The sequence below is a fragment of the Streptomyces subrutilus genome, from assembly GCF_001746425.1.
Lineage (GTDB): Bacteria > Actinomycetota > Actinomycetes > Streptomycetales > Streptomycetaceae > Streptomyces > Streptomyces subrutilus_A.
The window spans coordinates 5476083-5488787 of record NZ_MEHK01000001.1 but is presented as its reverse complement, the minus strand read 5'-3'; the positions used below and the strand labels follow the sequence as shown (position 1 = coordinate 5488787).

Here is a 12705-nt window from a genome sequence, read left to right as displayed (position 1 = left end):
GAAAAGAGCTACCAGGAGACAGGCAGGCTCTTCACCGCGAAGACGGAACCCTTGAGCCGCAGCGGGACCTCATCGATTGCGACAGCCAATCGAAGGTCCGGGAATTCGCGGAGGAGGGCCGACAGGCCGGCGCGGAGTTCGACGCGCGCCAGGTTCTGGCCCAGGCACTGGTGGACGCCGAATCCGAACGCCACGTGGCCGGAGGTTTCCCGGTCGATGTCCAGCATGTGGGGGCACTCGAATTTCGCCGGGTCGCGGTTGGCCGCGGGCAGGGACACCGTGACGGTGTCGCCCTTCTTGACCAGCTCACCGCCCAGCTCGATGTCCTCCAACGCGGTGCGGTACATCTCGTACTGGTTGATGCTGATGTAGCGCAGGAGCTCCTCGACGGCGGCGTCGAGTTTCGACGGGTCGGCTCGGAGGGCCGCCAGCTGGTCCGTGTGGTGCAGCAGGGCGAACACCCCGACGGCCAGCCCGCTCTCGGTGGTCTCGTAGCCCGCGAACAGCAGGAGGGTGACGATGTTGCACAGCTCTTCGGTGGTCAGCTGCCCGTCGGCGATGAGCCGGCTGATGAGGTCGTCCCCGGGCTGCTTCCGCTTTCTTTCGATGACCTCGACAATGAAGGACATCACCTGCCCGAAGGCGGCTGCGACCTCCTCCTCCGGCGAGTCCGGGTCGTGCAGGACGGTCGGGGCGTGCGCGTACCGGTCACGCTCTTCGTAGGGGAGGCCGACCACCTCGGACAGCACCCGCAGGACCAGGGGCTTGGCGAAGCTCGTGACGAGGTCCACCGGACCGCCGTGCTCGCGCATCACCTCGATCTGCTCGGCGGCCACGGCCTCGACGCGCGCTGTCAGCTGGTTCGCCCGCCGAGCCGTGAACTCGGCCGTCAGCAGGCGCCGGTACCGGGTGTGGCGGGGCGGGTCCATGTGGATGAACATCCCCGGGATCTCCGGAGAGGAGCCGGTCACCGGCTTTCCGAAGCGCGTCACCGGGAAGTGGAAGTTCTCCAGGTTGTGGCTGAACCTCGGGTCGCTGAGGACCTTGCGCACCAGCTCGTGACTGGTGGCGATCCAGCCGACGTGGCCGTCGGGGTAGACCATTCGCGCGAGCGGCCGCTCCTCGCGAAGGGAATCGAATATCGCGGGAGGATCGAACGGGTGGGTCCGCGCCCACGGCAGTTCGAAGGAGATTGCGTCGCTCATGGCTTCCTTCTCTCCGGACGGACCGGGGCTACTGGGCCAGCTTCGCGAGGGTGTCGTACGCGGTCTTCAGCGAGGCCTCGCCCATCGGCTTGAGGTGTGCCATCTGCGGGGCGACCGCGGCCATCGTGAACTCGGCGGTGACGAACGTCAGGTCCTCCCCGAGGCCGACCGACTGCAGGATCGCCTTCAGGTACGGCTGCTGGAAGTCGTGGTGCTCGCGGGGCGTGCCGGGCGCGTACGAGCCGCCCCTCGCCAGAACGGCCACGACCGTCTTTCCGCTGAGCGGACCGGTGTTGCCGGGCATGACCATGTGGCCCGGGTGGACGATGCGGTCCAGCCAGGCCTTGAGGGTCGTGGGGACTGCGTAGTTGTGCATCGGCACGCCGAGGACGATCACCGACGCTTCCAGCACCTCACGGGTGATCGCGGCGGTGAGGTCGCGCTCTTCCGCGCTCTGCCCGTGCTCGGCGTCCGGGTAGAGGAGGGACTGGTGCACGGCGTGCGAGATGTGCGGCACCGGCTCGGCTGCGAGATCGCGGTGGACGTATCCCGTACCAGGATGGTTCTTGCGCCATTCCGCCGCGAAATAGCCTGTCAGCTCCCTCGATACGGATTGAGTGCCGAAACTCGAATCTACGTGCAGGAGGTGAGACATCCTGGACGGCCCCTTAACGATTGAAAAGAAATGTACGTTCAGACACGCGCGCGACGGCTCTCGGATTCGCCACTATGGCGCGGTCTTTGATCCCCTCGGCCAGCCTAGGCGAGCCCCCATGGGCGCCACATCCCTCAGCCTGGTAGGGCGGGAGCCGGCCGGCTGCGGATATGGCGGAGCTCCTGGAAACGGCCGGGGGTCCGGGGTCCGCCGTGCTCCAGGAGCTCCGCCCGAGAGGGCGCTGCGCTACGGGCGTGCCACCGCCGGCACGGTCATGTCGACGGGCTGTCCGGTGCGCGCCGACGCACGGGCCGCTTCGATGATGCGCAGCGCGCGCAGCCCGGCCGCGCCGTCCGGGCCGACTGCCTGCCCCCTGCCGACGGCGGTGACGAACTCGCCGAGCATGACCGCGTACAGGTCCGCGCCTCCGGGCTCCCACCGCTCGCCGTCCGTGGCGGCGTCGAATCCGCCGAGGAGCCGCGGGCGGGCGTTGAACTCCGCGCTGGCCCGGTCGCCGATGAAGGTCATGGCCGGTCCGCTCGCCGCGGAATGCCGCGCCGACAGGCTCCAGCTGCAGTCGATGGACGCGACCGTCCCGTCCGCGTACCGCACCGAGACGAGTGCCGCGCTCTCGACGCCCGGCTCGGCGCTCAGGACGCTGTTCGTCTGCGCGTACACCTGCTCGGGCGGCTCGCCGCCGAGCACGGCGTCCACCATGTCCAGGAGAACGGCCGCGCGGACGCCCAGCGCCCCGTCGCCCTCCGCTTCCCCGGTCGCGGGGCTGTTGTACGCGCCGTGGAGCGTCGTCAGCCGGCCGAGCGGCTCACCGTCGGCGAGCCCCTGGCGCACGGCGGCGAACGCCGGGCTGAAGCAGGCCGGCGACACGAGGGTGAGGCGCACCCCCGCATCCTCACAGGCGCGCACCATGGCCTCGGCGTCGGCCTCCGTGGCCGCCATCGGCTGCTCGCACAGCACCTGCGCGCCGGCTTCGGCCGCCCGCTCGACCAGTTCCCGGCGCCGGGCGACCTCGCCGGCGACCACCACGGCCTCGGGGCGCAGCGCGAACACCTCGTCCCAGCCATCGGCGTACGGGGCGCCCAGTTCGCCGGCCACGGCCCGCCCCCGGGCCGGGTCGTCGGGGGAACCGTCGGGGTCCGCGATGACCAGGTCGACGCCGGGCATGGCGTGCAGCAGCCGGGCGTAGGTGGCGGCGCGCTCATGGGCGAACGACAACACGGCGACCTTCATGCGGCAGACCCCTTCACGGGCAGTTCCACGGCGCGGCCGGTCCATGCGGACTCCGCCGCGGCTTGGGTGATGCGGATGGCCGCCAGCGCGTCCTGCGGACCGAGGCGGGACTCGGGACCGCCCGTGAACGCCTGGGCGAACTCACGGATCTCGGCGACGAACGGCGGTTCCCCGAAGTGCCCGAAGTGCGCGGCCGCGTCACCGAGCACCTGGATCTCCTGGGGCCACTCGGAGTCGTAGGTGACCGTCCCGCCCGTACCCGAGACCTGGTAGGTCAGGCGGTAGGGCGGCTCGGGCGTCGCCGTCCACCGGCTCACCACGTGGCTGAGCGCGCCGCCGGCGTGGGTGAGGACGACGGTTCCGACCGCGACGGCCCCCGTCGGTGCCGGCGCCGCGATCTCCCCCTGGTACTGGGCGTGCACCCGCACGACGTCCCCGAAGACCCAGTAGGCGATGTCGACGCCGTGCAGCATCTGATCCGTCAGGATGCCGCCCGACGCGGCGGAGGCATGGCCGGTCCAGGGCCGCGGGTGGTGGCCGGCCACGGTGAAGCGGGCGACCGTGCCCGTGCCCAGGCGGCCTGCCGCCACCAGCTCGTGGAGCCGCGCGTACGCCGGGGCGAACCGTACGTCGTGGGCCGCGATGAGCCGCACTCCGGCCTGTTCCGCCGCTGTGACGATCTCCTCGGCCTCCGTGGCGGAGGCCGCCAGCGGCTTCTCGCACACCACGCCCACCCCCGCGGCGATGGCGGCCATGGCGATCCCGTGGTGGCTGTCCGTCGGAGAGCAGATGTCCACGAGGTCCGCGCCGTCCAGCGCCTCGTCGAGGGAACCGACCGCCTTGCCGCCGCACTCGCGCGCCAGTTCGGCCGCGCGTCCGTCGGTGGAGTGGACGCGCACGGACGCCCCGACGGTGATCCACGCCTCCAGGTGCAGACGTGCGATCAGTCCCGCGCCGATCAGTGCTACCTCAAGCTGCCGCATGGCATCCCCCCGGCCCTTCTTCCCAGTCGTCTTCACAGACGACCCGGCCACGGGAGCCCCCGGCCTGACACCGCCCGACACGACTGCCGACGCCCGGCGCGTCTGAAGTCCGACCAGTCTCACCCGCCCCCCGCGCCGGGACCATCACCAGCGTGAGTAGTCCTGGACGGGTGCCGGGGCCGGGCACGACGACCGGCCCGACCGGGGTGCCGGCTCTGCTGTGCGAGACGGTGGTGCGGCCCTCCCCAGCGCATGCACGTACTGCGGGAACACCGCGGCGGCTGCCGTCCGGCCGCGGTACGCCTGCACGGGCTGAGCGCCCGAGCGGCCATGGTCATCATCCTCGGCGTCGAGCAGGCAACCCGCTATGGCCGGCAGGAGCCGCCTCCGGTTGCTGCGGCCCAGACCCCCGATGGCAGTGTGCCGGGCAACTCACCGACGAGCTGTAGGAGCCGCTCCACGCCACACTGACCGACCGGCAACGTACCGAATTCGCCCGCCTCGTCGCTGCGTTGGCCGACTCGCTGATCGCGTGACCGAGGACGCGGCGGCGCACCCGGTCAGGCGTGGTTGACCGGGAGGACGTCCGGGGAGAGGGCGCCGGCGCGGGCCGCGGCCGAGGTCATGCGGCGGCGGTGATGGCGGCGGCAGAGGACCTCGTAACCGATCTCCTCCGCCGGGCGGTTCACGTCGCCGACAACGACCTGGGCGCCCTCGACCACCATCTCGCCGCCTATCGTCCGGGCGTTGTGCGTGGCCCGGGCCCCGCACCAGCACAGGGCCTCCACCTGCAGCTGCTCCAGGCGGTCCGCCAGTTCGATCAGGCGCTGCGAGCCCGGGAAGAGTTTCGTGCGGAAGTCGGTGGTGATCCCGAAGGCGAAGACGTCCAGGCCCAAGTCGTCCACGATGCGGGCCAGCTGGTCGATCTGGGCCGGGGCCAGGAACTGCGCCTCGTCCACGATCACGTAGTCCGCCCTGCCGCCTGCCGAGAGCTCGGCGACCAGGTACGCGTACAGGTCCATGCCCTCCGGCGCCTCGACCGCGTCGGTCACCAGCCCGAGGCGGGAGGACAGCTTGCCCTCCCCCGCCCGGTCGTCCCGGGTGAAGATCACACCCTGCAGGCCCCGCGCATCGCGGTTGTGGGCGATCTGGAGCGCCAGGGTCGACTTACCGCAGTCCATCGTTCCGGAGAAGAACGCCAGCTCGGGCATGGGAAGTACAGGACCTTTCGGGTCATGGGCAGCAGGAGGCGGGGGGAACAGGCGTGGCCGTCAGGTGCGGATCTCGAGCAGCGGAACGAGCTGCTCGGCCGCGGTCATGGAGCCGTGCATGCCGACCAGCGCTGACTCGTTGGGCTCGTTGCGCGAGGCGGTGATCGCGGCGTCGGCCTGCGCGGCCGCGACCACGTCGCCGATCCGGCCGAGCACGCGCTCGTCGCACTCCCCCGGCCGCCCGAACCAGCCCAGCTCCAGGGCCTCTTCGCGGCTCGCGACCCAGAACCGGTCGCCGAGCACCTCGCGCCACACCGTCAGGACGTCGGCCTCGGCCCCCGGTACCGCGTACACGTGCCGGGCCCGGCCCTCGCCGCCGAGCAGGGCCACGCCCGCGCTCAGCTCCCAGTCCTCGTCGAAGTCGATCCGCGACTCCTCGTCGAAGGGGATGTCCACCATGCCGTGGTCGGCGGTCACGTACAGCGCGGTCCGCGGCGGGAGTTGCTCGGCGAGCCGCTGCACCAGCCGGTCGACGTACATCAGCTGGCCGCGCCAGGCGTCGGAGTTCACGCCGTGCCGGTGGCCGGCCCCGTCGAGTTCGCTGTAGTACGTGTACACGAGCGAGCGGTCGCCGGCCGCGAGGCGGTCCGCCGCGAGGTCCATCCGCTCCTCGCCGGTCATCCGGCCGAGGAAGGTGCCGCCGCTGAGGGCGATCTTGGTGAGCGGGGTGGTCTGGAACGCGGGCGAGGACACCTGCGCGGTGGCCACTCCGGCCGCGTCCGCCTGCTGGAACACCGTCGGGTACGGCTGCCAGGCCTTCGGCTGGGTCCACGGCTGCCAGCGGAGCTGGTTCATCAGCTCGCCGGTGGCCGGGTTGCGCACGGCGTAGCCGGGCAGGCCGTGCCGGGCGGGCGGCAGACCGGTGCCGACCGAGGCCAGCGAGGTGGCGGTGGTCGCGGGGAAGCCCGAGGTGACCGGGCGGCCGGTGCCGCCGCGCGAGCTGCCGAGCAGGGAGGCCAGGTAGGGGGCCTCGTCCGGGTGGGCCTTGATCTGCTCCCAGCCCATCCCGTCGACCAGGAACACGCAGTTCCGGTCGGCCGGGGCCAGCTCCGCGATGGCGGCGGAGAAACCGGGGACGCCCTGCCCGGCCACCAGGGTGGGCAGCAGGTCGGCGAGCGAGCCCGTGCCGTACTCGGGGACGGGCGCGGCCGCGAGGTCCAGCAGCTCCGGCTCGTCCTGCCAGTTCTGCGCCGCGGGGTACGACATCAGCGGGCGGAGGGGGAGGACGTGGCCGCCGTGGCTTCGGAGAGCGCCTGCGCGAAGACCAGGGTCTGGCGCACGGCCTCGGGGCCGTCGCCCGCCTCGCTGACCCGCAGGCTGAGGTCGTCGGCCGTGGAGTTGCCCGTGTAGCCGTGGTCGGAGTCGCAGTTCGGGTCGCCGCAGGCGGCCGGCTCCAGGTCGATCCGGGAGACCGCGCCCCAGCCGATGGTGAGGACGACCTCGCGCGGCAGGGTGCCGGGGGTGTAGGACTCCGGGTTGGCGACGACGCGGCTGAGCACCACGGAGGAGATACTGGAGAGCTTGACCGACTCGGTGGAGGTGGTGGCGTACGGCGACGGGGACCCGGCGTCCGCGGCCTGCTCGTCGGTGTGGCTGACGATGAAGCGGTTGCCGGTCAGGACCAGCACGGTGACGTGGCGGCGGACCTCGTTGGAGTCGAAGGTCGTCTCCTGGTGGACCAGGTACGACGAGATCGGCTCGCCGCCCACCGCGGCCTCCACGGCCTCGGCCACGAGGGCCGGGTAGTAGCCGCTGCGCTCGATCGCCGTGCGCAGCCCCTGGGTCGTCGTACCGGATTTCGCCATGAGGTCCATCCTAAGGCCCCTACGGGGCATCCCGGCCGCGCCCGGACCCGCTCAGTAACTGGGGAGGGTCCGCGGGCCGAGATCACCGCGGGCGGGCGGGTGCGCGACGCGGACGGTCGCGCTGAGCACGGAGAGCCCCTCGGTGGCGACGACCACCGGCTCCAGCGAGACCCCGATCACCTCGGGGTGGTCGTCCACGAGCCGGGACAGCCGCAGGAGCAGCTCCTCCAGGGCGGCCGTGTCGACGGGGTCGCTGCCGCGCCAGCCGAAGAGGAGGGGCGCGGCGCGGATGGACCGGATCAGCCCGGCCGCGTCCCGGTCGGTGGCCGGGACCAGGCGGTGGGCGGTGTCCCCGAGCAGCTCGGAGGGGACGCCGGCGAGCCCGAAGGAGAGGACGGCGCCGGCCGCCGGGTCGATGACGGAGCGGACGACCGTGTCGACCCCGCGCGGCACCATCGACTGCACCACCGGCTGGAGCTCCGCCGGCTTCCCGAGCAGCGCGGTGAGGTCCTCGTACGAGCGTCTCAGCTCGGCCTCGTTCCTGAGGTCGAGCCGTACGCCGCCCAGGTCCGCCCGGTGGCGCAGGTGGGGGGCGGTGGTCTTGAGGGCGACCGGGTAGCCGAGGATCCCGGCGGCCCGGACCGCTGCGTCCGGGCTGGGCGCGGGCAGGGCGGGCAGGACGCGGATCCCGTACCGCCCGAGCAGCTCGCGCGCGTCCCACTCGGCCAGGGTGAGCACGGCTCCGCCGTCGACGTCGGCCAGCAGGGCGGCCAGCTGGGCGGCGGCCCCGGGCTCGTCGATGTCCTCGTACTCGGGCACGTGCCCGGCCTCGGCGTTGGCCCGCCGCCACTGCCCGTACCGGACGGCCTCGGCGAGCGCCTTGACGGCCCGCTCGGCGGCGGGATAGCTCGGGATCCGGCTGCCGGGGCCGGGCCCTGCCCGGCCCGGGGCCCCGAGAGCCGACGGGGCCGGGGCGCCGCGCGGCGGCGGCTTCGGCCCGCCCGGCGCGTTCGGCCCGCCCAGCGTGTTCGGCTTCGGCCCGCCCGGCATGTCCGGCGTGTGAGGAGCGGGGTCCGGCGTGTGAGCAGCGGGGTCCGGCGCGGAATCCCGGGGGCCCGGCGGAGCGGCCAGGGCCTCGGCCAGTGCGACGAGTTCCACGTGGACGACGGCCACCGGCTTGCCGGGATGCCCGGCCACCGCGGAGCGCAGCGCGTGGGCCAGGTCGTCCGCCGGAGCCTGCTCGTTCACCCACGGGATCGCGGTGACGACGACGGCGTCGTTGGCGTCGGAGGCCAGCGCCGCGGCCAGCGCCGTACGGAAGTCCTCGGGCGAGGCCGCGGTGGTCAGGTCGAGCGGCGCCAGCGGCCGCAGGCCCTGGGTCAGGCAGGCGTCGTAGGTGAGGACCCCGAGGGACTCGGAGTTCCCGAGGATCGCGACGCGCGGTCCGGCGGGCAGCGGCTGCGAGGCCAGCAGCAGTCCGGCGTCCACCAGCTCCGTCACCGTGTCGACCCGGATCACGCCCGCCTGCCGCAGCAGGGCGGACACGGTGGCCTCGGGCAGCCGGGTGCCCGGGACCACGTGTCCGGCGGGGGTGTGGCGGCCGCCCTTGGCGACGACCACCGGCTTGACGGCCGCCGTGCGGCGGGCGAGGCGGGTGAACTTGCGCGGGTTGCCGAGGGTTTCCAGGTAGAGCAGGGCGACGTCGGTCGCCTCGTCGTCGTACCAGTACTGGAGGATGTCGTTGCCGGAGACGTCGGCGCGGTTCCCGGCGGAGACGAAGGAGGACAGTCCCTCGCCGCGGCGCAGCAGGGCGGAGAGCAGGGCGATGCCGATCGCCCCGGACTGCGTGAACAGGCCCGTCCGGCCGCGCATCGGCATCGGGGCGGGCGTCAGCGAGGCGTTGAGTTCCACCTCCGGCGCGGTGTTGATCACCCCGAAGGCGTTGGGCCCGATCAGGCGCATCCCGTACGAGCGCACCTGCTTCACGAGTTCGCGCTGGCGGGCGAGTCCGGCCGGGCCGCTCTCCCCGTATCCGGCGGACAGCACCACGAGCCCCTGGACGCCGTGGTCGCCGCAGGCCGCCACTGCCTCGGGGACCCGGTCGGCCGGGACGGCGATCACCGCGAGGTCGACGGGGGCGCCGATGGCGTCGACGGTGCGGTAGGCCCGTACGCCCTCGAGCAGGTCGAGGGTGACCTCCTCGTTGACCGCGTAGAGGTGGCCGTGGAAGCCGCTGTCGCGCAGGGTGCGCAGGGCGGCGGCGCCGACGCCCCCGCCGGAGCGGCTGACTCCGATCACCGCGACCGCGCCGGGTGCGAGCAGCCGCTGTACCGAGCGGGCCTCGGCGCGCTGTTCGCGGGCGCGCTGCACGGCGAGGGATTCGGCGGTGGGTTCGAGGTCGAGGGTGAGGTGGACGGAGCCGTCCTCGAAGCTGCGCTTCTGCTGGTAGCCGACGTCCGTGAACACCTTGATCATTTTGGTGTTGGCGGGCAGTACCTCGGCGGCGAACCGGCGGATGCCCCGCTCCCGGGCCACCGCGCCGATGTGTTCGAGGAGGGCGGAGGCCACCCCGCGGCCCTGGTGGGCGTCCTGGACCAGGAAGGCGACCTCGGCCTCGTCGGCGGGGCCGGAGGCGGCCCGGCCGTCGGCGCCGATGCGGTCGTAGCGGACGGTGCCGATGAACTCCCCGCCGATGGTCGCCGCGAGGCCGACCCGGTCGACGTAGTCGTGGTGCGTGAAGCGGTGCACGTCCCGGTCGGAGAGGCGGGGGTAGGGGGCGAAGAAGCGGTAGTACTTCGACTCGTCGGAGACCTGCTCGTAGAAGCTGACCAGCCGGCCGGCGTCGTCGGGGGTGATCGGCCTGATCCGGGCGGTGCCGCCGTCGCGCAGGACGACGTCCGCCTCCCAGTGGGCCGGGTACGAGGGGTCCGACTCGGTGGTCATGGGCCTACCTTACGGCCGGAAACCACCTGGCAGCGTGCGCGCGGCGCATCAGGCACACTAGGGCAAAACGGTGCAAGCTGGGGACGGTCGAACGGCAGGGGATCGGGGCCGAAGGTCGGACCGAGCATTCCGGGCGTCGTGAGAGACTGGTCTAGACAACCGTAAGAACCTGAAGGGCATCACCATGGCAGAGCGCCGCGTCAACGTCGGCTGGGCCGAGGGCCTGCACGCTCGTCCCGCCTCGATCTTCGTCCGTGCGACGACCGCTTCCGGCGTCCCGGTGACCATCGCCAAGGCCGGCGGCGACCCCGTCAACGCCGCTTCCATGCTGGCGGTTCTGGGCCTCGGCGCCCAGGGCGGCGAGGAGATCGTCCTCGCGTCCGACGCCGACGGCGCCGAGGCGGCACTCGACCGCCTCGCGAAGCTGGTCGCCGAGGGCCTCGAGGAACTCCCCGAGACCGTCTGACCCTTCGGGTTCGACACCCCGTCGCCCCGCCCGACCGGAAACGGCCCACACGGTCCGCCCGGTCCGCACGTGAAAGCCGCGGCCCCGCCATCGGGGGGCCGCGGCTTTCGCGTTCACGCAGCAGAATGCGACTCGGCCGGAATTAGGCGCACCGAATTCACGCCACCCGGAATTCCGGCAGCGGCGCGAATACCGCTCCTTTGTATACGGCTCCTGTTAATGACGGCCGCTCGACATGTTTACGGCAGGTTGCGAAGTGCTCACGGCCGCCCGCACCCGCGGCCGGTGCGCGCCCGCCGCCCGGTCGGCGTGCAGGGCGGCCAGCGTCCGCGCCCGCTCCGCGTCCCCCCGCGCCACCGCGTCCACGACCGCCCCGTGCTCCGCCCAGGACTCCACCGGCCGCGCCGGCGCCTCCACCACGTACATCCACGCCAGCTTGTGCCGCATCTGCGTCAGCAGCGCGATCAGGCCCGGGCTCCCGGAGGCCTGCGCGAGGGTCTCGTGGAACCAGCCGCCGAGCGAGCGCAGATCCTCGCCCTGGCCCCGCCTGGCCCGCTCCTGGCCCAACCTGACCAGCCCGCGCAACACCTTGAGGTGGGCCTCGGTGCGCCGCCGGGCGGCCCGGGCCGCCGCCAGGGGCTCCAGCAGCATCCGCAGCTCGAGGAGGTCGGCGGCCTCCTGCTCGGTCGGCTCGGCCACACAGGCGCCCGCGTGCCGCCGCGTGGTCACGAAGCCCTCGGACTCCAGGGTCCGCAGCGCCTCGCGCACGGGGACCCGCGAGACCCCGTACCGGCGGGCCAGCACCTCTTCGGTCAGCCTGCCGCCCGGCTCGAAGACCCCGGAGACGATGTCGTCGCGGATCGCTGTGGATACCGCGTGCGCGGGAATACGCAAGGCCGGACCTCCGCTATTTCCGATTCATCGATTGCCACCGAACTGCCACGCATACTGCGACTCTATTGCAACACACGATGATTTCCGAGAGCGCCCGGAAATGACAAACATGTATCCGGCAGAGCAGCACGAAGGCCCCGGCTCGGGGAGCCGGGGCCTTCGGTGAAGCGGGGGGTACGGATCAGAGGCTGACGCCGTGCGAGCGCAGGTAGGCGATCGGGTCGATGTCCGAACCGTAGTCGGCACCGGTGCGGGCCTCGAAGTGCAGGTGCGGGCCGCTGGAGTTGCCCGTGGAGCCCGAGAGGCCGATCTGCTGGCCGGGGGCGACCTGCTGGCCGACGGAGACGCTCAGCGAGGACAGGTGCCCGTACTGGGTGTACGTACCGTCGTTGTGCTTGATCACGACGTTGTTGCCGTACGCGCCGCCCCAGCCGGCCTCGACCACGACGCCGACGCCCACCGCGCGCACGGTGCTGCCGGAGGCGGCGTGGAAGTCGATGCCGGTGTGGCTGCCGGAGGACCACATGCCGCCGCCCGCCTTGTACTGCGTGCTGACGTACGAGCCGTCGAGCGGGGAGACGAAGGTGTTGAGGCGCTTGCGCTCCTCCTCGCGGGCGGCGCGCTCGGCGGCCTCGCGCTCGGCCTTCGCCTTGGCCTCGGCGAGGCGCTTGGCCTCGGCGGCCCGCTGCTTGGCGTCGGCCTCGGCCTGCGCCTTGGCGGCGGCGTGCTCGGCGGCGCGCTGCTGGGAGGCGGCCTGGTCCTCGATGTCACCCGCGAGGTCCTCGGAGACGACGACCGCGCCGAGCGCGTTGTCCGGGGCGGAGTGGTTGTTGCTGTTGTCCGCGGCGAAAGCCGGAGCGGCGAGGGAGCCGACGACACCAGTGGTGGCGAGGGCGGCTATGCCGGCATAGCCGGCGGTCTTGCGGCTCAGACGGCTGGAACCGCGGTGCTTGCCGGCGGCACGACTGCCAAACGCCATGAAGGGGCTGATCCTTTCCTTCCCTCTCGCCTACCGGGTTAGCTGACGGGTTCGGAGCAGGAAGGTCTCCTACGGGCCTCCTCTTGCGAGGCGGTCCGATTCACCCCAGGGACTCATGTGGGTCCCCGGCTCCCCAGGCTCGCGCCTGACGGGGACTCGGCGATCGCTGCCCGGTGCCGCGGGTGCGGCGGGTACAACTGACGGACAGCACAGGTGACGCTAGGCGGATCATCAGTCAATCGCCAAACAGACGCGC

At 72.5% G+C, this 12705-nt stretch carries 11 protein-coding genes and 1 riboswitch; of the genes, 1 reads left to right on the top strand and 10 read right to left on the bottom strand.

Going from position 1 to position 12705, the window contains the following annotated elements; genetic code table 11:
• Positions 1–8 precede the first annotated feature (8 nt).
• The 8 genes from BGK67_RS25740 to BGK67_RS25705 form a co-directional block, all read right to left on the bottom strand.
• Entirely contained in the window at positions 9–1205 is a 1197-nt protein-coding gene (locus BGK67_RS25740; RefSeq protein WP_069922300.1) for a cytochrome P450, read from the bottom strand.
• 28 nt (positions 1206–1233) lie between these two features.
• Positions 1234–1860: an FMN-dependent NADH-azoreductase gene (locus BGK67_RS25735; protein WP_069922299.1), complete on the bottom strand. Its 627-nt coding sequence runs from the start codon at positions 1858–1860 to the stop codon at positions 1234–1236.
• Between the two features lie 246 nt (positions 1861–2106).
• Positions 2107–3108 carry a Gfo/Idh/MocA family protein gene (locus BGK67_RS25730; RefSeq protein ID WP_069922298.1) on the bottom strand — a complete coding sequence of 334 codons (1002 nt, stop codon included), beginning with the start codon at positions 3106–3108 and terminating at the stop codon, positions 2107–2109.
• Complete coding sequence (locus tag BGK67_RS25725; RefSeq protein ID WP_069922297.1) at positions 3105–4091, bottom strand: Gfo/Idh/MocA family protein; 987 nt, start codon at positions 4089–4091, stop codon at positions 3105–3107. The genes BGK67_RS25730 and BGK67_RS25725 overlap by 4 nt, the downstream gene beginning before the upstream one ends.
• A gap of 560 nt (positions 4092–4651) precedes the next feature.
• Complete coding sequence (locus BGK67_RS25720; protein WP_069922296.1) at positions 4652–5302, bottom strand: thymidine kinase; 651 nt, start codon at positions 5300–5302, stop codon at positions 4652–4654.
• A 60-nt stretch (positions 5303–5362) separates the two neighbouring features.
• Entirely contained in the window at positions 5363–6568 is a 1206-nt protein-coding gene (locus tag BGK67_RS25715) for an alkaline phosphatase family protein (RefSeq protein WP_069922295.1), read from the bottom strand.
• The gene (locus BGK67_RS25710; RefSeq protein WP_069924106.1) at positions 6568–7167 is read right to left on the bottom strand and encodes a DUF5998 family protein; all 600 of its coding nucleotides are present in this window, start codon (positions 7165–7167) and stop codon (positions 6568–6570) included. Before BGK67_RS25710 ends, BGK67_RS25715 begins: the two co-directional genes overlap by 1 nt.
• 51 nt (positions 7168–7218) lie before the next feature.
• Positions 7219–10110: a bifunctional acetate--CoA ligase family protein/GNAT family N-acetyltransferase gene (locus BGK67_RS25705; protein ID WP_069922294.1), complete on the bottom strand. Its 2892-nt coding sequence runs from the start codon at positions 10108–10110 to the stop codon at positions 7219–7221.
• 184 nt (positions 10111–10294) lie between these two features.
• Between BGK67_RS25705 and BGK67_RS25700 the strand changes: the two genes are divergently transcribed.
• Positions 10295–10576 carry an HPr family phosphocarrier protein gene (locus BGK67_RS25700; RefSeq protein ID WP_069922293.1) on the top strand — a complete coding sequence of 94 codons (282 nt, stop codon included), beginning with the start codon at positions 10295–10297 and terminating at the stop codon, positions 10574–10576.
• Positions 10577–10792: 216 nt separating this feature from the next.
• On the opposite strand, the gene BGK67_RS25695 is transcribed toward BGK67_RS25700, so the two are convergent.
• Both BGK67_RS25695 and BGK67_RS25690 read right to left on the bottom strand, forming a co-directional pair.
• The gene (locus tag BGK67_RS25695) at positions 10793–11470 is read right to left on the bottom strand and encodes a GntR family transcriptional regulator (RefSeq protein WP_069922292.1); all 678 of its coding nucleotides are present in this window, start codon (positions 11468–11470) and stop codon (positions 10793–10795) included.
• Positions 11471–11651: 181 nt separating this feature from the next.
• Positions 11652–12449: a M23 family metallopeptidase gene (locus tag BGK67_RS25690; RefSeq protein WP_069922291.1), complete on the bottom strand. Its 798-nt coding sequence runs from the start codon at positions 12447–12449 to the stop codon at positions 11652–11654.
• A 12-nt stretch (positions 12450–12461) separates the two neighbouring features.
• Positions 12462–12621: riboswitch (cyclic di-AMP (ydaO/yuaA leader) on the bottom strand.
• Between the last annotated feature and the right edge of the window lie 84 nt (positions 12622–12705).